Annotated in this window: 20 protein-coding genes; 10 read left to right on the top strand and 10 right to left on the bottom strand. The window is 69.5% G+C overall.

Annotated features, from left to right (window positions below):
- Nucleotides 1-51: 51 nt before the first annotated feature.
- Together ABD831_RS05865 and ABD831_RS05870 are read left to right on the top strand one after the other, a co-directional pair.
- On the top strand, nt 52-3,315 hold the full coding sequence (locus ABD831_RS05865; protein WP_344942878.1) for a hypothetical protein: 3,264 nt from the start codon (nt 52-54) through the stop codon (nt 3,313-3,315).
- A gap of 178 nt (nt 3,316-3,493) precedes the next feature.
- A complete protein-coding gene (locus ABD831_RS05870; protein WP_344942881.1) occupies nt 3,494-3,724 on the top strand; it encodes a hypothetical protein in 231 nt (76 codons plus the stop codon).
- A 67-nt stretch (nt 3,725-3,791) separates the two neighbouring features.
- Here ABD831_RS05870 and ABD831_RS05875 read toward each other — a convergent pair whose 3' ends face one another.
- Nucleotides 3,792-4,409, bottom strand: a complete 618-nt coding sequence (locus ABD831_RS05875) for a hypothetical protein (protein WP_344942884.1) — start codon at nt 4,407-4,409, stop codon at nt 3,792-3,794.
- Between the two features lie 161 nt (nt 4,410-4,570).
- Between ABD831_RS05875 and ABD831_RS05880 the strand changes: the two genes are divergently transcribed.
- The gene (locus ABD831_RS05880) at nt 4,571-5,065 is read left to right on the top strand and encodes a hypothetical protein (protein ID WP_344942887.1); all 495 of its coding nucleotides are present in this window, start codon (nt 4,571-4,573) and stop codon (nt 5,063-5,065) included.
- Nucleotides 5,066-5,081: 16 nt separating this feature from the next.
- Complete coding sequence (locus tag ABD831_RS05885; RefSeq protein WP_344942890.1) at nt 5,082-7,670, top strand: M48 family metalloprotease; 2,589 nt, start codon at nt 5,082-5,084, stop codon at nt 7,668-7,670.
- Nucleotides 7,671-8,023: 353 nt separating this feature from the next.
- On the opposite strand, the gene ABD831_RS05890 is transcribed toward ABD831_RS05885, so the two are convergent.
- Together ABD831_RS05890 and ABD831_RS05895 are read right to left on the bottom strand one after the other, a co-directional pair.
- Complete coding sequence (locus ABD831_RS05890) at nt 8,024-10,219, bottom strand: caspase family protein (RefSeq protein ID WP_344942893.1); 2,196 nt, start codon at nt 10,217-10,219, stop codon at nt 8,024-8,026.
- A complete protein-coding gene (locus ABD831_RS05895) occupies nt 10,216-10,608 on the bottom strand; it encodes an effector-associated constant component EACC1 (protein WP_344942896.1) in 393 nt (130 codons plus the stop codon). Before ABD831_RS05895 ends, ABD831_RS05890 begins: the two co-directional genes overlap by 4 nt.
- A gap of 149 nt (nt 10,609-10,757) precedes the next feature.
- On the opposite strand from ABD831_RS05895, the gene ABD831_RS05900 reads away from it, so the two are divergent.
- Nucleotides 10,758-11,360 carry a mycothiol transferase gene (locus tag ABD831_RS05900; protein WP_344942898.1) on the top strand — a complete coding sequence of 201 codons (603 nt, stop codon included), beginning with the start codon at nt 10,758-10,760 and terminating at the stop codon, nt 11,358-11,360.
- Between the two features lie 474 nt (nt 11,361-11,834).
- Nucleotides 11,835-12,053, top strand: coding sequence for a hypothetical protein (locus tag ABD831_RS05905; protein WP_344942901.1), 219 nt, complete (start codon nt 11,835-11,837; stop codon nt 12,051-12,053).
- 212 nt (nt 12,054-12,265) lie between these two features.
- Here ABD831_RS05905 and ABD831_RS05910 read toward each other — a convergent pair whose 3' ends face one another.
- Nucleotides 12,266-12,757 carry a pyridoxamine 5'-phosphate oxidase family protein gene (locus ABD831_RS05910; protein ID WP_344942904.1) on the bottom strand — a complete coding sequence of 164 codons (492 nt, stop codon included), beginning with the start codon at nt 12,755-12,757 and terminating at the stop codon, nt 12,266-12,268.
- A gap of 43 nt (nt 12,758-12,800) precedes the next feature.
- Nucleotides 12,801-13,085: a VOC family protein gene (locus tag ABD831_RS05915; protein ID WP_344942906.1), complete on the bottom strand. Its 285-nt coding sequence runs from the start codon at nt 13,083-13,085 to the stop codon at nt 12,801-12,803.
- A gap of 321 nt (nt 13,086-13,406) precedes the next feature.
- Here ABD831_RS05915 and cysM point away from each other — a divergent pair, with 321 nt between their 5' ends.
- Nucleotides 13,407-14,294 carry a cysteine synthase CysM gene (gene cysM / locus ABD831_RS05920; RefSeq protein WP_344942909.1) on the top strand — a complete coding sequence of 296 codons (888 nt, stop codon included), beginning with the start codon at nt 13,407-13,409 and terminating at the stop codon, nt 14,292-14,294.
- A gap of 36 nt (nt 14,295-14,330) precedes the next feature.
- Here the strand turns inward: cysM and ABD831_RS05925 are convergent, their stop codons facing one another.
- Nucleotides 14,331-15,497 carry a geranylgeranyl reductase family protein gene (locus tag ABD831_RS05925; protein WP_344942912.1) on the bottom strand — a complete coding sequence of 389 codons (1,167 nt, stop codon included), beginning with the start codon at nt 15,495-15,497 and terminating at the stop codon, nt 14,331-14,333.
- Nucleotides 15,498-15,869: 372 nt separating this feature from the next.
- Nucleotides 15,870-16,715, bottom strand: coding sequence for a heliorhodopsin HeR (heR, locus tag ABD831_RS05930; protein WP_344942915.1), 846 nt, complete (start codon nt 16,713-16,715; stop codon nt 15,870-15,872).
- Nucleotides 16,716-17,063: 348 nt separating this feature from the next.
- Between heR and ABD831_RS05935 the strand changes: the two genes are divergently transcribed.
- The 3 genes from ABD831_RS05935 to ABD831_RS05945 are packed head-to-tail and all read left to right on the top strand — an operon-like array spanning nt 17,064 to nt 19,446.
- The gene (locus ABD831_RS05935; RefSeq protein ID WP_344942918.1) at nt 17,064-17,483 is read left to right on the top strand and encodes a hypothetical protein; all 420 of its coding nucleotides are present in this window, start codon (nt 17,064-17,066) and stop codon (nt 17,481-17,483) included.
- Nucleotides 17,480-17,845 (top strand): DsrE family protein, encoded by a 366-nt coding sequence (locus tag ABD831_RS05940; RefSeq protein ID WP_344942921.1) that lies wholly within the window; start codon nt 17,480-17,482, stop codon nt 17,843-17,845. The genes ABD831_RS05935 and ABD831_RS05940 overlap by 4 nt, the downstream gene beginning before the upstream one ends.
- A gap of 26 nt (nt 17,846-17,871) precedes the next feature.
- On the top strand, nt 17,872-19,446 hold the full coding sequence (locus ABD831_RS05945; protein ID WP_344942924.1) for an HD domain-containing phosphohydrolase: 1,575 nt from the start codon (nt 17,872-17,874) through the stop codon (nt 19,444-19,446).
- A gap of 337 nt (nt 19,447-19,783) precedes the next feature.
- Here the strand turns inward: ABD831_RS05945 and ABD831_RS05950 are convergent, their stop codons facing one another.
- From ABD831_RS05950 to ABD831_RS05960, 3 genes are all read right to left on the bottom strand, one after another.
- A complete protein-coding gene (locus ABD831_RS05950) occupies nt 19,784-20,299 on the bottom strand; it encodes a nitroreductase family protein (protein WP_344942927.1) in 516 nt (171 codons plus the stop codon).
- Between the two features lie 192 nt (nt 20,300-20,491).
- Nucleotides 20,492-21,961 carry a glycoside hydrolase family 3 N-terminal domain-containing protein gene (locus tag ABD831_RS05955; RefSeq protein WP_344942930.1) on the bottom strand — a complete coding sequence of 490 codons (1,470 nt, stop codon included), beginning with the start codon at nt 21,959-21,961 and terminating at the stop codon, nt 20,492-20,494.
- 400 nt (nt 21,962-22,361) lie between these two features.
- Entirely contained in the window at nt 22,362-22,661 is a 300-nt protein-coding gene (locus tag ABD831_RS05960) for a WhiB family transcriptional regulator (RefSeq protein WP_344942933.1), read from the bottom strand.
- Between the last annotated feature and the right edge of the window lie 279 nt (nt 22,662-22,940).

Consider the following 22,940-nt stretch of genomic DNA (forward strand, 5'->3'; position numbering starts at 1 on the left):
GGTACGGTGACGCCGGCGCGGACAAGGGCTCCAGCCGGAGGAGAGTGTCTCGTGTCGGGTTCGTTGGTGCTGGGTCGCGTCCTGAGGTCGACCGTGGTGGCCTCGCTCCTGTCGGTCAGTGTGTTCGCGGCGCAGCCGGCGCTGGCGCTGGACGTCGACCCGGCGGTCTCGGCGGGTCGGCAGCTGCCGCTGTTGCCGCAGGCCGCTCCGTACCAGCCGTTCCTCGATGCCGGCGCTCCCGGCTACGTGGCCTACGACCTGCACCAGGTCGACGAGTACGAGACGTCGTCGCAGCTCACGATCCGGCGGACGTCCGACGGATCTGCCGTGCGCACCGTGACGTGGACCGGCACGCCCAGCCCGCAGCTGTCGCCCGGTGGGCTGGTCTCGGTGAGCCCGATCTCCGCAGACCCCAGCCGCCGCGTCGTCGTCAGCGACATCGAGACCGGCGCGACCACGTGGACGGTGGATGTGCCGTCGGACGAGGACCTGGTCGGGGCCGGAGCGACGTGGGTGCTGAGCGCCCAAGGCCCCGCCGACGCTCGCCAGGCAGTGCTGCGCCGACCCGGCCATGACCCGTTGGCTCTCTCGGGCGTCGTCATGTCCAACGGCCGCATCGACACAGCGGCCAACGCCAGCACCCTCGTCATCCACAACCAGAACCTCGTGTGGAGCGTCGACCTCGCGAGCGGCGACTCCCACCTCATCGCGGACAGCGCGGGGGCTTCCGACAAGCTGGTCGTCACTCCGCGCAGGGTCTTCGTCATCGACGAGTACGCCTATCCGGTCACGGCCTCCTGGGCCGACGTCGACGGCTCGAACGCCGGGCACGTCGAGATGGCGATGGACGGCACGTCGGTGACCCGCGGGTGGGTCGGCTTCGGAGACCGCCTCGCGGCGTTCCAGATCGAGTCCGGGGACACCGCGGACTCGGCGCACCTCGAGCCGGTCGATCTCGCCACCGGGACGCGCCAGCCGGCCGTCGCCGTCAAGGTCGGCAAGTTCACGTCCGACGGTGCCGGCGTCGCGGTCATCACGCTCGGAGACACCGCCACCGGTCGCGTCGCCACGGTCACGGACGACGGGCAGCCGCTGCACGAGGTGACCGCCCTGCCGGTCATCGGCCGGCTCACGAGCTCGCTCGGTCTGAGCGGCGGCAACGTCTTCGCGGGCTTCGGCTGGGCCTACGACTCCGGCACGGGTCCGGTGGCGAGGGCCGCCGTCGACGGATCGGGGTCGTGGTCCACCTCCATGGCGGCGGGCGACAAGCCGGTCTCGGGCGGCCTGCTGTCGGCTCGAGGGGATGTCGTCCTGACGCAGACCTCGACCGGCAGCGCGACCGAGACCTACCGGGTCACGTGGCCCGGTGGCTACCGCGACCTGTACTCGACGCCCGGCGGGTGGACGCTGTCCCACGGCGGTCAGGTGCTGGTCCGTGGCGACGGGATGCTCGCCGACGCCAAGAGCGGACACCCGTTCCGCATCATGACGCCGGGGACGAGGTACGTGGTCGACGGACGCACGCTCTGGCAGGGGCCGGACGCTCAGGGGATCCTGACCTCGACCGACCTCGACGGCGTGAGCCCCTCGCGCACCGTCGCCTCGGGGCTCAAGGACTGCGGGGGGCCCGACCTCCAGGTTGCCGGCCGCTTCGCGCTCTTCTACTGCGTGGACAGCTACATGGCCGTCGACCTGCACGGTGTGCTGGCGCCGCAGGCCGTTCCGTGGCCGCGGGGCTCGGCCCAGTCCCTGGCGCAGCTCGGGAACGGATACGTCGCCTGGGTGCAGTGGGTCGACGAGCCGACCGTCGAGAAGTTCGCGGTCGCCACGGTCTACGACCTCGGGCCCGGACACGGCGCCCGCCAGTACGGTCCGCTGCACGGCAAGACCTACCTGCCCTACCCCATGATCGCCGTCGACGACGCGGGCGGCGCGCGGCTGGCCTACGCCGACACGGCCCTTCAGCCTCGAGTCGTCGACCTGGACTGGCTCACGCGCGCCGCGTGGAAGGACACCGTCGCCCCGACGCTCGTCACCATCACGGGCAGCCCGAGGGCGAGTGGTTCTGTGGTGAAGGCGTCGTGGACCGCCACCGACTCGGCGAACGACGCAACACGCATACCAAGTGGGGTGGCGACGTACGACGTGCGCTACCAGCAGGGGCCGGTGGGTGGGCCGTATGCCGCGTGGCTGCAGCCCGCGGGCCTGCAGGGTCTGACCGCGCCCACGGCGAGTGTCACCGGACTGTCCGGCAGGGACACGTGTCTGTCGGTGCGCGCCACCGACAACGCCGGCAACACGAGTGCGTGGTCGGCGCCCCGGTGCACCGCAACGGACGTCACCGCACCGAAGCTGACCTCGACGGGCGGGACCGCGAGGACGGCCCCCACCCGCCAGGTCACGATCTCGTCGGTGTTCACCGATCCGGCCTTCACGTCGACGGTGGGCGGCTCCGGTGTCGGCACCTACGACGTGCGCTACCAGCAGGCCGCCAAGGTCGGCGCGACCTTCGGCAGCTGGACCTACCCCCGGATGTGGCAGAGCTCCGCCGCTGCGACCCAGACCCTGACGGCGAATCCGGGTGTCGACACCTGCTTCCAGGTCAGGGCGCGAGACAAGGTCGGCAACCTGTCGGGGTGGTCGGCGAGCCGCTGCAGCGCGGTCGATGCCGCGGCGCCCAGCATCACCGCCGCAAGCACCGGCACCCTCGTCGTGAACGCGACGAAGAGCAGCCCGGTGACGTTCTCCTACAAGGCCGCCGACAACACCGGAGTCGCCAGCTACGACGTCGGCTACCGCTACGCCCCACCGCGAGGGGCGCTCGGCGCGCTCACCCGTCCGGCCACCTGGCAGGCGACGACCGCGTCCTCGCAGAAGCTGACCGTGGCGCCGGGTGGCGAGGTCTGCTTCGTCGTCCGCGCCCGCGACCGGGTCGGCAACACCTCCGCGTGGTCGGGCGCTCGGTGCTCGGTCGTGCCCTACGACGACCGGGCGCTCGCCGGCACCAAGGTCTCGAGGATCACGAACAACCGGGCGCTCACCGGCACGGTGTCCCGACTCAACGGGTCCGGAGCGGCCCTCAGTATCGGCTCGCAGCGAGGGTCACGCATCGCCGTGGTCGTGCTCCGAGGTCCGAGCCAGGGGATCGTCGACGTGTATGCCGGCTCCCACAAGGTCGGTAGAGTGAACCTCTCGTCCACGACGTGGCATCGGGACGTCGTCCTGCTCCCCACGTACGCGTTCGCCGGGACCATCACGATCCGATCCGTCAGCTCGGCGCTGTCCCTCATCGACGCTCTGGGAGTGGTGCGCTGAGGTCCTGGTGCGCAAGAGCTCGGGCGGAGGGCGCGCCCGGCTTCGATGCGGCACTGCGTGGTTCCACGAAGCTCCGTGAGCCGCTCATTTCCGCACGTTCAATTGTCACTGTTCTCGCGGTCTGCCTGAGACACTCTCAACACGTGCAGGACGTTCCACGCGTCGATAGGGGTTGCAGATGTTCTGGTCGATCGCTGGCGGAATCTTCGCCTTGGTGTTGCTCGCGGCGTGGCTCTCCGACCTCCGAAACAAGCGGCGTCATGAAATGCAGCCCATGACGGAGGGCGACAGCCCGCGGCACGGCTCGGCCGACCGCGTGATGGAGAAGGCGAACGACTACGGCATCGCAAGCCCGCGCAACTTCGGCGGAGCCCAGCCTCCGATTGGCGGCACCCCCTACGGCGGCTGACCCCGGCGGCGGTGTCACCGCTCCCATCACGCACCATCCGCCCGTAGCTGGTCGCACCCGAGGCCGCTCACTCAGCTGGAAGCTGCATGGTGATCGTGTGGATCGGTGAGGCGGGCAGCTCGGTCGAGTGCTTGGCCAGGTACGTCACGTCGATTCGGTGGCCGTCGCCGGCGAGGTAGGCGAACGTGTACTCGGCGCCCCACCCACCGGCCACCTTCTGGCCGGCGCCGGCTTGGGCGACCACGGTGCCGTACGAGTCCTGCCATGTCAGCTGTCCAGGCAACGACCCGGCATACGCCCTGAAGCTCGTCTCAGACGCCGGGAGTCCGAGGGAGTCCTCGTCGTTGTAGAGCACCACCGCGACGACGGTGCCTGAGTCATCGAGGTCGAGCTGGAAGCCGCCGCCGTGAGAGAGGATGTTCGTCTTCGACGATCGCCCCAGCGACGCCGCGAGGTTCGTCAGCGCCGGGTCATTCCAGGCGTTTCGCCCGAGAGCCCACTGCCAGATCTCCTCCTGAGGCACGGTGTCGGTCGCCTCGGTGGTGACCTTCGGCTCGACGGTGGTGGTGACGATGGGGCCAGGGGTGTTGCCGTTGGCGCACCCGGCGATCAGTGGGCAGAGGGTCAGGGCCACGATCGAGAGGACCGATGCGGCCCGGTTGCGTGCCCACGCGGTTCCACCCATCTCATCGCCTCCGTGTTGGTGGCTGTATTCGCCTCTCCCGACAAGCGTCCCGAGTCCGTGATGGTGCCGACAGAGGCAAAAGTCCCTCTTTGCGCTGAAACCCTGCGGCCCTTCCTCGCGGTGCCTACGCTGAAATGAGGGAACTGGTGGAGGAGGATGCCATGTCCAGCCATCCCGAGATCTTGACGCAGCACGACGAGGACGCCCTCGTGCGCGAGCTGGCCCAGCAGGTGCTGGAGACCGCGGCGCCGGAGGAGCTCGCCATCTTCGACGAGACGGCCGACGAGTACTTCGCCGACCCACAGGGCGTGCTCGACGCGAAGAGCCGTGACGAGGCGGTGGGCTTCGGCGTGGAGCTGGCGCTGCTGACGCCCTACATCCTCGCCGTGGCCAAGACGGTGGTCCAGCTGCTGGCCTCCATGGTCGGGGACGCGGTCAAGAAGGAGGGTCAGCCGTCGGTCAACAGCTTCATCCGGCGCCTCTTCGGCCGCCGCGAGCAGGGTCCGTCGGCTCCCGAGACCCTGACGCCCGACCAGCTTGCCCTGGTGCGCAAGGTCGCGGTCGAGAGGGGCCGGCTGATCGGCCTCAAGGCGGATCGGGCGGAGCTGCTCGCCGACGCCATCGCGGGCGGCATCTCGGTGGCACCCTCGAGCTGAGAGGCAGGCGAGCACCATGGCTGGCCCACTCGTCAGCGACGCGCCTGCTTCACCCGCACCCGTCGACGTGCGCCCCAACGTGCTCGCGCTGCCGTCGCCGACTGTCGCGAGGTTCGTCCTGCTCCTCGGCGCGCTCCTCAGCTCGGGGTTGTTCGTCGGGACGTGGGTGCACAACCAGACGGCCGTCGGTGACGACTGGCTGGCCAGGGTCGCCGAGTGCGAGCGTCTGCGACCCACCCTGGCGACCGGTGCCAGCGCCGAAGAGCTCCTCGCCGCTCAGCAGTCAGTGCTCCAGTGCGTGGAGGGGGCGCAGCAGAGGCTGGCGTGGTTCGCCCTCGGAGGCGTCGCCCTGACGCTCGTCGCGGCCGGTGTGGTGCTGGCGATCGTGCCGAGAGTCATCGTCCGCCGACGGGCGCTCCGCCTCGCCGGCCCGAAGCTCGCGGCCGCGTCGGAGCGGGTGGCTGCTCTCGCCAAGGAGGGCGGCCTGCGTCGCTCGCCCGACACGATGGTCGGGACGTCGAAGCTCCACGACGCCTTCAGCTTCGGGCTCCCCGGGCACTACGCGGTCGCTCTGCCACCCGCCGTGGCGGTCCGTAGCACCGGTGTCGCCTTCGAGTCGCTTGTGCGGCACGAGCTGGCTCACGTCGCGCGCCGGGACGTGCTCATCGCCTGGTCGGCTCGTGCCCTCTGGTACGTCCTGCTCGCCTTGCTCGCACTCCCGGTCATCGTGGCGCTCGCGAGGGCGGACGTCAGCCTCCTGCCTTCGTACGCGTGGCGGGCGGCGTTGCTCCTGGGTGCCGCGATGCTCGCGTCCGCTGGCATCCTCCGGTCCCGAGAGTTCGACGCCGATCTCGGCTCCACCGGGACAGCCGCCCGTCGAGAAGCCCTCAGCTCGCTGCTCGGAACCTCTGGCCGTGCGGCCACCACGGGCTGGCGCCGCCTCCTCGCGCTGCACCCGGATCCGTCTGACCGAGTGCTCACGCTCGGCGATCCCGCCCGTCTCGCACGCCCGTCCGCGGTCGACGCAGCGATCGCGGGCTTCCTTGCCGCCGTGACCCTTCCGCTGTTGGTGTCCGTCTTCGCCACCGTGCCTTCCCTCACCAACTGGGCGTATGCCGTCCCGGCGGCTCTCGTGGGTCCCCTGATGGGAGTGACCGTGGGTCTGGCGCTGTGGCGCCGGGCGATGGTCGACAAGGCCGTTTCGACTGCAGAGCTGCCCGCTGCTGCGCGACGTGTGGCAGCCGGTGTCTTCGCGGGCTTCCTTGTGGGACAGACGGCGTCGTTGGCTGCGGTGGGGAGTGAAACGATCACCGGGACCCGCTCTCCGCTGCTTCCCCTCCTCGGCGCTCTGGCTCTCGGCGGCTCCACCTTCGTGGTGGCCGGCCTCGGCGGGATCGCTGGTGACCGCTCGAGGCGCCTGTCTGCTCGCGGCTTCACGGCGCTCGCCGTCGTCCTGTCAGCCATCGTCTTCGCCTTCGTGCTGTGGGCCGCGACCATGCTGGCCAGCACCCTGGATCTCGGCGGTTGGGCGCTGGCGGCGTTGACCATCGTGACGCTGCTGACCCAACCGGCAGCCGTCGCCGTCGTGGCGCTTCTCGCCGCCGCCGTCCTCGTGCTGCTGGCCGTTCGGCCGGACAACGTGCCTCCGGTGTGGGCGGTCGAGGGTGATGTTTCTGTATCTCCGGCAGCGGGTCGGCGCTCGGTCGGGCTCCGTGAGGTGACCGCCGTCGGCCTCGCGTCAGGCATCGTCGCCGCAGCCTGCATCCTCGGGTTCCGCCTCCTCGCCGGGCCTGCCCCGACCTTGGAGCAGCTGGCCCAACGGTTCGACGCCTACGTCTGGGTGTTCGCGGGCGCCGGTCTGGCAGCGGGTCTGTCGCTCATCGCTCTGCATGGTGTCCGCGGTGCGGGCGCCGGCGTCACGGCTGCAGCCCTCGCCTCGTGCACCGCAGCCCTCGGCTTCGTCGCCATCAACGCCGGCTTCGGAGGCGACGTGACGCTCGATTTCGTCGGCGGGGTCGTCGGTCCCGGACTTCCCGTGGGCCTGCTGCTGTTCGTGCTCGCCTCGCTGCTCAGCGCGCTGCCGATCCCGGACGCTCGAGGGCGCAGACCCCTCGTGATCCTCATCGTGGTGGCAGGGCTTCTGGGAGGCGCGGCCGCCGCCGGCGCCATCGCCGCGCGCGACACGATCAGTCCGCTCCAGCCAAGCGCTCCCACCGGGCTCTCGACCCACGACTACGTCAGCTCCTACGCGCCTACGGTTGTCGCCGGCGTGGCTCGGGTCGACCAGGCAGCCGCCGCGATCGACGCGGACTCCCAGCTGACTCCGTCAGAGCGCGCCAGACGGATTCGGACTGACCTGGTCGCTCCTCTGGACGTCCTGCTGAGGCAGGCGGGAGCCGTGACGCCGGGAGACGACTCCGTCGTCCAGCTCCACGCAGCCCTGGTCGCCGGGCTGCAGGGCAACCGCCGCGCCTTCGAGAACTTCGCTCGCGCCTACGAGACGAGCGACTCGGCGCTGTTCTCCCGGACGCAGGCCGACCGGGTCGGTGCCCAGCAGCTGCTCCGCGCCTGGCTCGACGGAGTGCGAGCTCGTCAGACCCGATAGGCGCTGCTGCTCTGAATCCACGTCAGATCGCGAGACCTCGATGGGAGCATTGCAGCATGATGCTTCCCCCTGGTGGAGTGGACGACGACGAGGTGGCGCCCCACGACGATCCCCGCGGTCACTGCCCGGCCTGCGGCGGTGGCGAGGTCAGGCACCTCGTGATCGGGATGCCCATTGACCCGGAAGCCATGACCAGGACGCCGGCCTGGGTCGATTGGGTGGGCTGCGGCCACCCGGGGTATGACCGCGAATGCGAGCGGTGCGGGTTGACGTGGGACTCGGAAGATCCTCCTCGCTTGGCGTCGCCGAGATAGGCCCACGCTCGGGTCACCATCGCGCAGCAGGCACTGAGGTCAGGCAGTCGGGGCAGGGGCATCGCTGGGAGAACGGCGGCCGATCAGAAGGGCCGCGGCGGCGAGGGCCAAGCCGGCGGCAACGAGGAAGGGCATCCCGAGGGACTCCGGAGAGTGATCCGTCAGGTACACCCACTCGGACAGGGAGTAGCTGAGGGTGCCGAGGCCCCAGGCCGCGAGCAGGACCCGTCCGACAGCGGCCGGACGAACCATGACTGCCCCGATCGCCGCGATGACCGTGAGCACCGCCCACACGTACGCCACGCCTGCCTCGTAGCCGGCGTTGCTGAGCGAGCCCAGGTGGACGGCGTAGGAGATGAACACGGCGGCCGTGAACGCGCCGAGGCCCAGCGCCGCAAGGGATCCCGGGTCCCGCCAGTCGACCCTGGACACCGGCACCGCCTGTCGCCAGGCGGCGACCGCAACAGCCGCCGGTCCGCACGAGGCTGCGACGAGCAGCCCGATGAGCGCGAACCACGTCCCCGTCCCGGCGGCGTCCGAGCTCTGTTCGGCGAGGATGCCAAAGAAGGTCAACATCGAGGCGGCAGCAGTCCCGGACACACCGAGCAGCAGCCCCAGGGACACCTCGGTGCGCACTCGCGGGGCGAACATGACGGCGCCGGCGGTCAGGACCAGGAGACCGAGGATCGCCATGCTCGGCACGAGCCAGCGGTCGCTCTCGGCGTAGGTCTGCCCGTAACGCCAGGGCAGCGTCATGCTCGCGAGGATGAGCACTCCGGCGGCGATGGCCGCCAGGCCGGCAGCCACCCGGAGCCGGCGGCGCGGGCCGAGCTCGGACGTTGGGGTGACGTGCTCAGCCACTGCCCGGGCGGCGGGCGGTCGCTCGGCGAGGACCGGTGGCGGTCCGGCTCGCTCCGTCGTCGTCTCGTCGTCAGGCTCGGCGCCCCTCGCCAACGACGCCCTGACCGGCACCACCACGGAACCGGTCGGGCTCGACAGAGTGATGCTCCCGGCATACGCCAGGCCGTTGGGCGTGAGGGTCACGGTGACGAGCGTGCCCTCGACGACGGCTGAGAGCGGCGGCTCGGCATCGACGTGCACGTCCCCCGCGAGGGGCACCCCGGTGACGCGGAGCTCGCGGTGGATCGCGTCGACGACTCCCGGCGCGAGCTCCCCGAAGTCGATGGCCGGCGGGCTCACCTGCGGCGCCGCCGACTGGAGGATCGCGCTCGCATCGTCGGCGACGGCCTTGGTGTCGGATCGGGCCACCTCCTGCAGGGCCTCGAGCGCACCCAGCGCGACGCCGAGGTCAGGGTGCGCGAGCCGGTCCCGCAGCTCGCTGACGGCTCCGCGTCGGTAGGTCGGGTCGGGTTCGCGCAGGGCGGAGGCGATGGCGTCAGGGATGGGCACCGGGCGCACGCGGCGACGGCGGCTCCTGGCCAGGTAGAGCTCCCCGGACATCTCGACGTCGCGCCCGGGGGTCTGGTTGGGGTTGGTCTCGCGGACGCGGTCGAAGACGTAGTCGTAGAGCTCGTTGAGGGAGACGAGACCGTCCTCGTCGCGGTCGGCATCACCGGTTCGGAGACCCTCGACCACGGCCGAGGTGAAGATGGACGGCGGGACCTGGTGGTCAGCCGCGAGGGTCGTCCCCTCGAAGGCATACTCCATGGCGCTCGAGGCGCTGATCACCGCACGGCCCCGCCCACCCCCGAGCCGACCGGCCGGGAAGCTGTCCATGACATTGACCGGGCCGGCGGCGCGCACCGTCACCCCTTGCCCGAAAGCCCCGCCGTAGCAGCAGTCGAGGAACAGCACGATGCTGTGGGCCCTCGAGCTGCGCATGCAGCGCTGGACGAAATCCGCTGCCAGAGCGGTCGATCCGAGACGATCGGGCCGGGTGTTCCGGGCGGCGATGAACAGCTCGCCCGCGTCGTTCTTGAGGCCGTGACCGGAGAAGTGCAGGAGCAGCAGGTCCTCGGGCCGGCTGTCGGCGAAGAGGTCGTCGACGTGGGCCTGGACCTCGTAGGACGCGGCGTTGTGGACGATCGACACGTCGAAGCCGCCGATCTCGGGGTCGCCGAGCACCTCGGCCAGGGCGCGAGCGTCCGCCTCGGGTGCCCGCAGCTGGCTCAGGCTGGCGTGGTCGTACGTGTCGTTGGCGATGATCAGGGCCCGCCGCGTATGCCGTCCGCCCTGCTCGCCCGTGGCCCCGCGGCCAGCCTGCGGCTCGGTCACGGCGACCCCTGGGACCCCTGGGCCTCGTGGCGCGCGAGGAAGAGGTCCACGAGCTCGTCCTGCTCGTCCTCGTCCGCCCCGGTCAGCTCGATCACGTCGCCGGCGATCTCGAGCCGCACCGTCCGTGGTGCGGCGTGCCCCCGGCCGAGCCAGTCACGGACCGACGCCAGCAGGGCAGTGAGACCCCCCGAACCGAGGAGAGCCACCGCCAAGGTGCTGACGGTGGCCGCATCGACACCCCGGGCACCATCCGGAACAGCGGCGGGGCCGAGGCTCGCGTCGAGCGAGGTGACGTCGTCGAGCTGCGCCCGCAGCTGCCGGTGGAGCAGGTCGAGGCGTGCCTCATCGGCTCCGCGTTCACCGAGCCACACCTGCACTGTTGCGTCCATGGGCTCCACCTCACGGCGCTGCTCGTTCTCGGAAAAATCGTACTCGCGCCTCCGGGCGCCCATGAGTCAAAAGGCCCGTCTTGCCCGTCCGGCTTGTCTCGTGGACGCGGGCTTCTCAACGGAGGCGGCCGCGGAACTACGCTGCACGCATGGACACGGACTCCACTCCGACTTCGCCGCTTACGAGCGCGCCTGGGTTCACGGCCGGGCGACCTCCGGAGTGGGACCTCGACATCTTCAAGCACGGCGACGAGATCCAGACCGCCCTCATCACTCTGGAGCGCAATCGTCGGACGTTTGCCTGGAAGTGCTGGGACGTGGACTCCGACGGGATGCAACTGCATCTGGGTCGGTCCGCGCTCACTCTGGGCGGACTTCTCAAGCACCTGGCGCTCTGTGAGGAGCTCAAGTTCCAGGCCGGCCTGATGGGTGCGCCCCTGCTGCCCGAGTTCCAGGGCGTCGACCACGATTCCTCGTGGGAGACGTGGGCTTGGGAGTCGGCCAAGGACGACGATCCCGAGGCGCTCCGCGACCTCTGGGTGCGGGCGGTCCATCGCTCCCGCGACACAGTAGCCAGCGCCCTCGCCGAGTCGGGTCTCGATTTCGCTCCCGAGGGCGGGATGAGTCTGCGGCGACTCATCAGCGACATGATCGAGGAGTATGCCCGCCACACCGGTCACGCCGATCTGTTGCGCGAAGCGGTCGACGGCGCCACCGGCGAGGGTCCGCCGGGCGAGTTCCCCGTTCCCTAGTCGCGATTCTCCGCGGACGTCAGCGATCGGACGCAACCCGCATGACCATGGCTGACCTGACGGATCGCAGCAGACTCCGGTTCGGCTGACACGAAGGCGTTTACAGCAGCCCGACGGAGGGCATGTTGCGGGTATGCGTCTGCGTGATCACAACAAGGGAGACCTCGCCCTTGCCGCGCTGACCCTGAGCGTCGGGGCAGCGGCAGCTGCCAGCGAGGCCGTCCGCTGGGCAGCGCGCCGACAGCGACGACGCCAGCACCCGGCGAATGCGCTGCGCCCCACGCGGTCGTCGCCCCGGTCGTAGAGCAGACGAGCTCGGATCGAAGGCCGCCGTCAAGGGCCGACCGCTCGCCTTGATGCGGGCTGCCTGGCGGGCATGCCGTGAGTCCGGACCGCGAGCCATCCGAGTCGCGGGTGTGTGACGATGCAGACGGCCTGTCGGCGGAGCCGCCCGATCCTCCTACGCTTGGTGGCATGGGTGAGAAGGGTCAGGACGTGAAGGGCAGACGCGGCCAGCCGAACGGTGGTCAGCCGGTGTATGGGCTGGGGATGATCGGCGCCTGGGTCTACTACTGGAGGACGGCGGACACGAACGGCGACCGCGCACTCGGCATCCTCAAGGGCTTCGCGTGGCCGGCGTTCCTCGTCTACGAGGCCTTCTCAGCCGTCGGCCGCACGCAGCGCCACGACTAGCCGGACAGCCTCAGCTTCGAGGTCAGCACGCCCCTGCACTCCCGGCGGCCCGGGACCGCGGGGAGGCGGCCCACGGATCTCGTGGCGCATACCAAAGCCCGACCGAAGATGCTCAACACCTTTCTATGCCCCGTCGGGAAGGTCGACTGGCGGATTGACGCAGGTCCGCCGTTCGAGACGACCGCCCGCTCCCAGCGTGGCACCGAAACCGCTCACGAGCGATTCACCCCGTCCTGCCACGCGTGTTCGGCGAAGCTGAACAGCCGCTGCGGGGTGATGCGCAGCCAGTAAGCCGCCCAGGCAATGGTGCCGCCGCCGTTCCGTAGCTCGGTGATGTGCCGGAGGTCCTCTGGCACGGTTGTCAGCACTTCGGCAGGGCCCTCGATGAGCACGGCGGCGTGCGTGTCATGTTCACCCTCGACGATGGACAGCGCCAGCCAGGGGTGGGCCCGGACGTTCGCGATCCGGGCGGCGTCTTTGACCGTGGGGAGCCAGAACGCCTCCGCGTAGGGGGAGAACAGCGTCGGGGCTGCGTGGGCCCGGCCGTCGGGCCGAGTTGAGGACGCCAGCGCGTAGGTCCGGCGCTGCAGGTACAAGGCAAGCTGATGGCCGGTCATCCGCCGCTGCGGCGGGTAGGCCTTGCGCACCGCCGGTCCGGCCCGGTGGAAAGACGCATCCTGCAGCTGGCCCAGCCAGTCCGCCACGGCCAGAGGGTCGCTGGACGGCGCCCCAGACGGTTCTCGGCGACTACTCGACACTGAACGCAGTCCTCTCACAAGCGCAATCCGGTGTCTCGGGGGTGCCCGCCGCAAGCAAGGTGTCGTGGGTCGCGTCAAGATCTTCGATATCGGCAAATGTCACCGGCCCCCCACCATGACCAGCCGGGTCGAGAGCGACCTCGAAGCCATCGATGCTGCACTCGACGCAGTACGACTCGTCGGTATGCGATGCGCCCAGCCGCGCCGTGTCAATCGCCTTGGCAGCCTGAAGATCGGGCACCGGGATCACCAGACTATGGATCGTGGGACTCATCGGTCTTTCCTCATCGGTTGGGCGGGGCACGGCCTCGACAGCTGCCTTGGCCGCGGCAAACGCTATTGGCAGGTCCGTGAGCGATGCTTCTAGATTCCTGACTGATCCGCCACTGCCGCCTCGGCTACGGGTGTGCCCGTCTGGCGGCGGTAAGACGCGGGTTCACGTCGAGCCGGGTGTGAACGGCCTCCCGGACGAACGTCATCCTCGCGGACCTCTTTGCGCTCGGTGGATGCGTGCAGGGCGAGCAGTCGGCTGCGATTGTTCGGCGACCGCCGCCCTAGACTCGGGCGTGTGAGCAATCCTCCGGCGTACCCCACGATGGAGGACGTCATCGGCGACACCCCTTTGGTGCGTCTGCAGCGCCTACCGGGGCCGGAGAACGAACGCCGCGGCAACCTGCTGCTCGCCAAGCTCGAGGGGAACAACCCGGCCGGCTCGGTCAAGGACCGGCCGGCGATCAGCATGATCCGCGGCGCCGAGGAGCGAGGGGAGATATCCCCCGGCGACACCCTGCTGGAAGCCACGTCCGGAAACACCGGGATCGGCTTGGCGATGGCGGCGGCGATCAGCGGCTACCCACTGATCATCGTGATGCCCGAGGACGCCTCCACCGAGCGGATCCAGACGATGAAGGCGTACGGAGCTGAGCTGGTCCTCACCCCGGCGCGCGGCGGCATGGAAGAGGCCCGCGACGTCGTGACGCGGATGGAGCGGGAGGGCCGCGGCCGGGTCCTGGACCAGTTCGGCAACCCGGACAACCCCCGTGCCCACGAGGAAGGGACGGGCCCGGAGCTGTGGCGCCAGACCGACGGACGGATCACACACTTCGTGTCCGCGATGGGCACCACTGGCACGATCACCGGGGTCTCGCGGTTCCTGAAGTCACGCAACCCCGGTGTCCAGATCGTCGGGGCACAGCCCGCCGAGGGTTCCAAGATCCCTGGGATCCGCGCCTGGCCACCGGCGTACGTGCCGAAGATCTTCGACCCGTCGGCGGTGGACCGGACCGTGGAGGTCACCCAGACCGACGCCGAGGAGACGGCCCGCCAGCTGGCCCGCCAAGAAGGCATCTTCGGAGGTGTCTCGGCGGGCGGCGCTTGCTGGACCGCCCTGCAAGTGGCCCAGGAGGTCGAGGGGGCGACAATCGTCTTCGTGGTCTGCGACCGCGGCGACCGGTACCTCTCCAGCGGCGTGTTCCCCGCCTGAGAGTTTCCGCTGACGCCAGGGCTTCGTTGGCCGCCGTTACTGACGTCCGTGCCGAATCAGGCCTCGAAGGATTCGAGGCGTGAGCCGGCCGGGACCCAGTGCCAGCTCTACGAGGTCATCGAAGACCTTTTGGTCGGCCGCGGACGCGCGGAGCCCGGCTGAAAGGACCAAGGGCTTTGAGACCAGGCGGCCGGCGATAGCGGTGCTGACGAGGTTGCCTCGCAGGAGGCGACGCACTCCTTCACGGTGGGCGGTACCAGGATCAGCGGGCTGCCCCTCTGGGGGTGAAGTCGCGCTGAGGGCGGCCACCCGACCGGCGCAGGCACCGGTGGCGACTGCGTAGTAGATGCCCTCTCCGCTCAGCGGGTTGATCAGGCCGGCAGCATCACCCGCAAGGAGTATTCGACCGGCAGGTTGGTGCCATCGCGCCGACGACAGGGGCAGGTGGTGCCCGAGCCATGAGTGCGCTGCAGAGGTCGACCCTGGAAGAAGGTCCTCTACCCGCTGCACCATGAGGGCACGCGACGGTGTCGACAACCGGTCGGACAGTACCTCGCCGTAGCCGACGTTCGACCATCCGTCGCCCCGGTCGAAGGCCCATGCATACGAGGGTTGGCGGTCCTGCCCGAAGCGAATGACCTGGCGACCTGCACGCGAGCGCGGAGTCGGTGCATAGGCCCGGAGTCCCAATGCCATTCGTGGGGGCAGGACCAGTCCGATGCTCCGGCGGACCCCTGAGTGGGCACCGTCGGCGGCCACGACGACTCGAGCGCGGATCGTCCCGTCGATCAGCACCCCTCCTGGACTTGTGTCCACGGTGCGCACTCGGTGGCGGCGTAAGATCCCACCGGCACCCACTGCGGCGTCGACGAGGCGGGCGTCGAATTGGGCCCGGGGAACCACCAGCGCAGGTCGACGCATCCGACGGGTCACGCCCTGGGCGCCCATCGACAGCTCCAGCGTTTCAACCGCACGGTGATGGAGTTGCAGTTCCCGCACGGTCTCGTCGGCCCCCAGGGAGCGGAGCACGTCGAAAACGTGGGGTGCTACGCCATCGCCGCACGACTTGTCCCTCGGAAAGTCGGAGCGGTCAAGCAGCAACACCCGAGCGTCCGGCCTTTCGTGCAGTGCAGACAGCGCTGCCGAGCTTCCGGCCGGTCCCGCTCCGACGACGACCACGTCCCAGATGTCATCGGAGGTCATAGTCCGAGCGCCCCCCTCGTCGTAGTCCCAAGTTCACGTGAGCCGCTCTGGAAAGTCGTCGACGAGGGGACTGTCGAGGGCAGCACGCAGGGCCGGACGCAGGGTCGTGGGGACGGACGGCATCTGTTGAGTGAACCACTAGCGCCATCTCCGCACCTGACTCGCGGCGAAGTAACGCACTTAGCGCGGGCACGTCTGCTGGTGCACAGTGGGCAGGCATGTGACAGCCTGCGCATCTTATTTCGCGCCGATGAGAAGAGAGTTCGGACTGCGCGAGGGGCCGGACGGCGCTATGTGTTGAGCGGCCGGCACAGTGGGCGCAGTGCTACGGCGTACGGAGTTGGGCCCCGGGAATCCGCGGGTCGTCAACGGTCACCCAACAAGGACGTTGGCGAAGACCTGCCACGCCAGCAAGCTCTTCGCCACGAGGCTGAGAACGATGTAGGTGCGCTCACCTGTCAGATAGTCCTGCCACCGGCCGACCTGCTTGTACTGGAGCCACTGGTTGATGGCGAAGCTGTTGAAGAACACGAAGAGCGAGACGATGATCCCGTAGACGAATCCCGGTGGGCCGGGGCCATCTTTGACGCCCACGTTGACGATCAGGTATGCCGCGGCGGCCAGCCAGGGGCCGATGCCGGCGACGCAGCCGAACCAGAAGGGCGTCCACCATGCGCGTTGCCCGCGGACCGGGTGCCCACCTTTGCCGTGCATCAAGCCGTTGTTGGACATCTCCATCAGCCAGCCGAAGAGGATCATCGAGACGTTGGCGAAACCGAGCCCGATCAGTGCCGCGATGTCAGATATCCCCAGCACCAAGCTGATGAGGACGATCATCAGCGTCGAGGAGAGGCTGTACTCCACCCAGCGGAAGCGGTTGCGGCCCTTCGACAGCTCGTCGATGTAGCGCGTGAAGCCCCATGGCGAGGCGATCAGGAAGTGGAAGAACGCCGATAGGAACAAGAAGGAAGCGGTTGCCACTCCCAGTGGTACGTCGAACACGAGGTTCGTCACGCCTTGAGAGAGCGGCGTTCCGGGCGGGTGGTTCAGCGCAAAGGTCGACACCGGCAGCGTGAAGTCGTTGCTGAGCGCCACCATGGCCGCGCCGGACACCAGGTGCAGGAACCCCATGACCGCATTGAAGACCCGTAGGCGCTTTGCGCTGTCGCTGCCCACGTCGACAGATCGAGTCTGCAGCTCCAAGGGGTAGGTGCTCATCCCGCACTATTGCATTCCTGCAGGGATGTTCGAGCCCCAACAGAGACCGGGTGAGCTTGGCCCCGTCTCGGCCTAGCTCCTTGACGTCGAAGCCCAGATTCTTGGTGGCCTCCTCGGACGTAAGGACGGAACGGTCGGTGCGGGACGTGACCGCGAGGCGGTCGAGGTTCGCGATCGTCCCGAGGAGCAACCTCGCCCGCGTGGTGAAGTCGCCGGTGTCGAACGGCTCGCCTAGCGAGCTGCGGGCCTTGTGCCCAGGGCTGGGCCGGAGATGAGCTACCGTTTCGGCGCCGTTCCTGGGGCAGGTGCCTCAGGCGGCAGGCTCCGCGCCGGACCACGCTTTGTCACATGACCACATCACTGACCACCGCGGAACCCACGGGCTACGGCCACGCCGGTCGTCTCCTCGAAGCCCTGGCCCACCAGGACTTCGTCATGCTCGCCGGCGCTCTCGAGGGCGACGTGCACCTGCGGGCCCTCGTCGGCAAGGGCCTGGTCGAGCTGGAGGGCTCTGTCGATGTGGCCGACAAGTTCAGGTTCTGGTTCGGCGACACCGACGCTTTCGAGCTGCTGGACGCCACGATCGGCGCGGTCGCCGGGCGACTGCACCTCAGTTGGCGCGTCCGGCTGCAGGCGCCCCGGCTGGGCGACGGCTGGCGTGTCGTCGAGCAGCAGGCTTACGTCACGTGCGCTGAGTCGGGTCGCATCGCCCGAATCGACCTGCTCTGCACCGGATACATCCCCGTAGGACAGGAGCTCGTCCCATGAGCAGCAAGGCTGTCATCTCCCTTACCACCGGTCTGGAGGACCCCGAGCGTGTCACCGTCGCCTTCCTCGTGTCGGTCGGAGCCGCCGAGACAGGCCGGCGCACCCTGATGTTCCTCACGAAGGAGGCGGTGCGCCTGGCCGTCGACGGGGTTGCCGTCGGGACCGCCTGCTCCGGGTGCCCGGACCTGCCGAACCTCGTCAAGCGCTATCAGGCAGCTAGCGGCGAGATCTTCGTCTGCCCGATCTGTGCCTCGTCCAGGGGCCTGGACGATGCACGGCTCATCGAGGGCGCGAGCCTCGGCGGCACGATCCCGATGTGGGAGTGGATCGGCGACGACGGAGCCACGACGTTCAGCTACTGACCGGCGCCGAGTGGGAGGATCGGGCCATGCGGGATCACCTCCCGGATGGCCCGAACCCACCTCTCCCGGCGCGCGCCGAGGTGCTCGCCGCACTGTCCCTGGCCATCGACCTCGGCCTGGGGCTCCCAGTGGAGCACGTCCTGCGGGCGTCGCTCGTCTCCAAGGCCCTCGCCGAGCAGCTCGGCGGGAACGAGGCCGAACAGGCGACGGCGTTCTACACGACGATGTTCATGTGGGTCGGCTGCGTGGCCGACTCCCATGAGTACTCCCGGTGGTTCGGTGACGACATCGCGGTCCGCTCGGCTTCCTACGAGGTCGACTGGACGGGGGTGCCGTATGCCGTGTTCCTTCTGCGCAGCCTCGGCTACGGGCGTCCCCTGCCGCAGCGAATCAAGGTGGCCGGCAGGCTGTTGAGCAACCCGCGTGGCAACCTCACCGCGATGATCACCTCCCACTGCTCCTCCGCGGCCCTCTTCGCGAGCCGGCTCGGGTTCGGGGACGACGTCTGCGGTGCCCTTCCTTTCGGGTTCGAGCGGTGGGACGGCCAGGGCCTCCCCGCGGGAGCCTCCGGCGAGCAGCTCCCCGTGGCCATGCGGATCACGCAGGTCGCCGACATCGCCGAGGTGCTCCACCGTCGCCACGGCCTCGACGCGTGCATCGCCACGGTGCGTCAGCGCCGGGGTGGCTGGTTCGACCCGCAGGTGGCCGAGGCGTTCGCCGCCAACGCCGAGGCACTGCTGGACCTGCCGGATGACGTGTGGCAGCTCGCCGTGGCGGAGGCCCCCGGGGGGCAGGAGGCGGTCACCGAGGCGCAGCTGGACGACCTGGTCATGGCCCTCGGGGACTTCGTGGACCTCAAGAGTCCCTACACGCTCGGCCACTCGCGTGCAGTTGCGGGCCTCGTCGGAGCCGCTGCCCGACACGCGGGACTGACGCGAGCCGAACAGGGGACCCTGCGACGGGCCGGGCACCTGCACGACATCGGGCGGATCGGCGTCTCCAACCTCGTGTGGGACAAGCCTGATCCGCTCACCGCGACGGAGCGGGAGCGGATGCAGCTGCACCCGTTCCTCTCCGGTCGCATCCTCGCCCGGGTGCCAGCGCTGGCGCCCGAAGCCAGGCTTGTCGTCAACCACCACGAGCGGCTGGACGGCTCGGGCTACCCGAACCGGCTGTCCGGTTCGGACCTCAGCCTGTCCGACCAGCTTCTGGCTGCCGCGGACCGACTTCAGGGTCTCGTGGAGCCACGTCCGCACCGGGCGGCGCTGTCGCCGCGGGAGGCGGCTGACCTGCTGCGGCAGGACGCCCGGGCCGGCCACCTGCACTCGGGCGCGGTGGACGCGGTGCTCGCCGCGGCCGGTCGCACGTCGGCGCGAGGCGCCTGGCCGGTCGGGCTGACCGACCGTGAGGTCGACGTGCTGCGGCTGGTCGCGGCCGCCACGCCGACTCGTGAGATCGCCACCCGGCTGGGCATCACGGAGAAGACCGTCCGCAACCACATCGACCACGTCTTCGCCAAGACCGGAACGTCGAACCGCGTCGGGCTGAGCCTCTTCGCCCTCACGAACGGCCTGGCCGCCGCCACCCCGACCCCCGCCTGAACGGCGGCCGCCCGTGGGGTCAGTCGCGGCTGCGGTCAGTAGGGTCGCTGCGTAGCTATGCGAGGACCGCCGCGACCGAACGGTTCACCCCGGAGGTTCTTCTCGATCGCTGACTCGGACAGGTGCGGGCGGCCCAATGCCCGCAGTGGTCCATCCCTCGGTCATCTCGGGCCGCATCTCCCCCTCGCGGGCGCAAGGGTCTGCACGAGAGAGGCGCGCCCGGCTGGCGGCGAAGTGACGCAACTGCACGTGTCGCCACGCCGGCGTTCGGCAGGCCCACGAGTCTCGCTCCACGCGTGCCCATCCGCCGGGGCGGTCCCGCGGGTGGGGTCGATGGTCACCACCTCCCGCGGTGCACCACCTCGTCGAAGGGGCGTCGGTTCAGCCGCTCAATGATGGCCAGAGGCTTGTCCGCCGGATAGCCGACGGAGAGCACGTAGGCCAGGAAGCGTCCTTCGGGCAAACCCAGAACGGTCCTGGCTTGGTCCTGGTCGGCGACCGCAGCGTGGCCTGTGCCGACGCCCAGGTCGGCTGCGGCGACGGTCATCGCGTACGTGGCCTGGCCAAGGTCGTACTGGAGAAGAGCCGACTGGCGATCGTCCTGCGGATCCGGCGCGACGATCGCGATCGCGGCCGCCGCGCCGGCGACGTGCTTAGCGCCCTGCCACACCTTCGCCAGCTCGACCAGCTGCGCGCGGTCCGTGACGAGCACGAAGTCCCAGGGCTGCCAGTTGCCCGCCGATGGGGCACGTCGCCCCGCCTCGAGAATCCGGTCGAGCACCTCGTCAGGGACTGGCTGCTCCGTGAACTGCCGAACGTTTCGTCTCGCCCTCAGGGCGTCCCATGTCTCCACGCTCACATCGTGCGCCGTCAGGGCCGGAACGGTCACCCTCCTGACGCGCCTCCGTTCAGCCAGCCCGCCCTGGTGTGGGCGTCGACCAGCTCGAAGCTGCGGCACGGAGTTCGCTTTCACGCGCTCGATGCTGACTCAGCTGTTGGTGCGGTTGTTGCTGTCGCTATGCGGCGGAGCGTCGGTCATAGTCCGTCAGAGCTGGGTGTTGAGGTAGCGCTGTAGCCCAGCGACGGTCCGGGTGTTCCATGTCGTGGCACCGTCCAGGTACAGGCCGAGATAGCTCTGCATGGCGGCCATCGAGCGCGGTCCCCAGACGCCGACGACGGGGGCGCCGATCCGGGCCTGCAGGGAACGGATCGTCGCACTGTCGAAGACGCCGGTCTGCGTGATTCCCAGCCAGCGCTGCAGGGCCGTCTTCGTCGGGGCGCCAAAGGAGCCGGTGATCGGCAGCCGTGGCGAGAGCAGGCCGTAGTGCGCCTTGACCGTCAGGACACGCATTACCGCGGCCTGGACCCGGCCTCGGAACACGCTGTCGGCCGCGGCGCGCGCGGTCACGGCATTGACCATCGCCGGGATGACCGAGGGGTTGACGGTCAGGACGACGTCACCGCCCGCGCTGATGAAGCCGACGGCACGGGCACCGGGCGACCACGCCGCCAGCTGCTTGGCGTTGCCGAGGTCGTCACTGATGACGATGCCGGAGAAGGCCAGGTCTCCGCGGATCATCCCGCGAATTACTGTGGGCGAGAAGACGGCCGGGTGTGATGCATCGATACGCGCGTAGTAGGCGGACGACACCATGAGCAGGTGCGCGCCGGCGTTGACAGCAGCCCGGAAAGGCGTGATGTCGGCAGACGTGCGGGTGGTCACTGTGTCGGTGACGCCGGCTGTCGTGTCGGTGTTGCCGGTGACCCGCCCAAGGCCCGGGAAGTGCTTGGCCGTCATCGCCAGGCCCGAGGCCTGCATGCCCTTGAGGAACGCCGTGCCCTTGTCGGCGACGACCGACGGGGTGTAGCCGTACTCCCGCTGGTAGTGGCCGATGGGCTGGTTGAGGCTCGCGAAGCTTTTCGCGACGGTGTCCATCACGGGAGCGAGGTCGACGTCGACGCCCGAGCGCATCACTTGGGTGCCCCACGTCCTGGCGTATGCCGTGAGCGTCGTGTCGGACCAGGTGCCCTGGGTCAGGGCGGTCGGCAGACGGGAGAAGCCCGGCCCCTGAAGGACCTGCACGTAGCCGCCCTCCTGGTCGGAGGCGATGAACAGCGGCACGCCGGCCGTCGCAGAGCTCGTCGTCAACGTGTCGGCCCGGCCGGCGATGTAGCGGACCGATGGCGCTCCCGCTGTCGTGCGACCGGTGAGGATGAGGTTGCCGACGTGGTAGGCGCTGATAGCCGTCATCGTGGCCGACCCGATGCCGGTCGCCGGCCCTCCGACCATGAAGAGCTGACCGATCCGCTGTGCCGGCGTCATCCGGTCATAGACGGCCTGCGCCGCAGCGGCAGGCGTCAAGGTGAGGCCCACCGTCTCGGCGGCCACCAGAGGTGGTGAGGCCGGACCGTCGGGGACGACGGGACCGGCGGGAAGGGCGACGACACCGATGACGACTGGGGCCAGAGTCGCACCGAGGTATGCCGCGAGGCGAGACCTGGGGCGGGAACGCATGGGGATCCACCTATCACTCAAGGGGACTCAGCGCGACGCGCTCTCAGTCTAGGGCGCCCCGAGCAACGGCTGGCCGCGATCAGTCAACGCACGGCTGTAAGCGCGTCTTCCGGCTTGTGGAATTCGCACGGTCGGCGCCTGATCGGCGGCTCAAGCCACGATGTCTGCTCGGAGACGGAAGGCTCCGTGAGCAACGCTTGGCAGGCCCAGTACGGAGTCCACCTCGTCTCGTGACAGGTAGCTGCCGTGCCCGGCCACTCGGGTGATCACGTCACCGAGGAGCTCGATCTCCTCGCGCAGCTGATCGTCGACGAGGTCGCGCCGCGGCGGCGGTGCGGCCTCGTCGGTCCCCTGAATGTGGGGGGTGCCTACTGGCATGGGGTTCTCTCCTCAAGCGCTCTTACCTGGCCTGTGACGCCGTTCCGGCCCGAAGGGCAGACTTCCACGACGTGATGTCCGGCCGCTTCCGGAGCAGCGCCCGGCGCTCCCGCTCGGTCATGCCTCCCCACACACCGAACTCCGTCCTGCTGTCCAAGGCCTCAGCCAGGCACTGCACGAGGACCGGACAGGTCATGCAGACCGCCTTTGCGTCGTGCTGGGCCTTCCCCCGGACGAACAACGCCTCAGGGTCTTGACCGGCACAGTTGGCATCCGAAGCCCACTCGTCCACCCACAGATCCACCGTTGCGACAGCACTCATGACAACCACCCCTCCCCGGCCCGGCGCCTCCCATGACTGCCGAGCCGACCAGGGCCGTCCCACCGGCCCCGATCATGCGGACCCCAACGGGGCCTGAGAGAAGACACTACGAGCGCAAACCCTGGGCCGATATAGCCCGTTTGGACTGCCTTGCGCACGACACAACTAGTCACTTTGCTCAGTTCTGGTGATCACCCGAGCCGGTTGGAGAGGTCTGCATCCGGGAACTGCTGCCGAACGGACGCGGAACTGGGACTGTGGCGTCCGTCGTCCTCGCGA

The sequence above is a fragment of the Terrabacter ginsenosidimutans genome (genome assembly GCF_039539425.1).
GTDB classification, from domain to species: Bacteria; Actinomycetota; Actinomycetes; order Actinomycetales; family Dermatophilaceae; genus Terrabacter; species Terrabacter ginsenosidimutans.

Coding starts and splice junctions, on each gene's coding strand:
- ABD831_RS05870 (WP_344942881.1), top strand. CDS start 3,494: ATGTTCTGGTCGATCGCTGGCGGAATCTTCGCCTTGGTGTTGCTCGCG.
- ABD831_RS05875 (WP_344942884.1), bottom strand. CDS start 4,409: ATGGGTGGAACCGCGTGGGCACGCAACCGGGCCGCATCGGTCCTCTCG.
- ABD831_RS05880 (WP_344942887.1), top strand. CDS start 4,571: ATGTCCAGCCATCCCGAGATCTTGACGCAGCACGACGAGGACGCCCTC.
- ABD831_RS05885 (WP_344942890.1), top strand. CDS start 5,082: ATGGCTGGCCCACTCGTCAGCGACGCGCCTGCTTCACCCGCACCCGTC.
- ABD831_RS05895 (WP_344942896.1), bottom strand. CDS start 10,608: ATGGACGCAACAGTGCAGGTGTGGCTCGGTGAACGCGGAGCCGATGAG.
- ABD831_RS05900 (WP_344942898.1), top strand. CDS start 10,758: ATGGACACGGACTCCACTCCGACTTCGCCGCTTACGAGCGCGCCTGGG.
- ABD831_RS05905 (WP_344942901.1), top strand. CDS start 11,835: ATGGGTGAGAAGGGTCAGGACGTGAAGGGCAGACGCGGCCAGCCGAAC.
- ABD831_RS05915 (WP_344942906.1), bottom strand. CDS start 13,085: ATGAGTCCCACGATCCATAGTCTGGTGATCCCGGTGCCCGATCTTCAG.
- cysM (WP_344942909.1), top strand. CDS start 13,407: ATGGAGGACGTCATCGGCGACACCCCTTTGGTGCGTCTGCAGCGCCTA.
- ABD831_RS05925 (WP_344942912.1), bottom strand. CDS start 15,497: ATGACCTCCGATGACATCTGGGACGTGGTCGTCGTCGGAGCGGGACCG.
- heR (WP_344942915.1), bottom strand. CDS start 16,715: ATGAGCACCTACCCCTTGGAGCTGCAGACTCGATCTGTCGACGTGGGC.
- ABD831_RS05935 (WP_344942918.1), top strand. CDS start 17,064: ATGACCACATCACTGACCACCGCGGAACCCACGGGCTACGGCCACGCC.
- ABD831_RS05940 (WP_344942921.1), top strand. CDS start 17,480: ATGAGCAGCAAGGCTGTCATCTCCCTTACCACCGGTCTGGAGGACCCC.
- ABD831_RS05945 (WP_344942924.1), top strand. CDS start 17,872: ATGCGGGATCACCTCCCGGATGGCCCGAACCCACCTCTCCCGGCGCGC.
- ABD831_RS05955 (WP_344942930.1), bottom strand. CDS start 21,961: ATGCGTTCCCGCCCCAGGTCTCGCCTCGCGGCATACCTCGGTGCGACT.
- ABD831_RS05960 (WP_344942933.1), bottom strand. CDS start 22,661: ATGAGTGCTGTCGCAACGGTGGATCTGTGGGTGGACGAGTGGGCTTCG.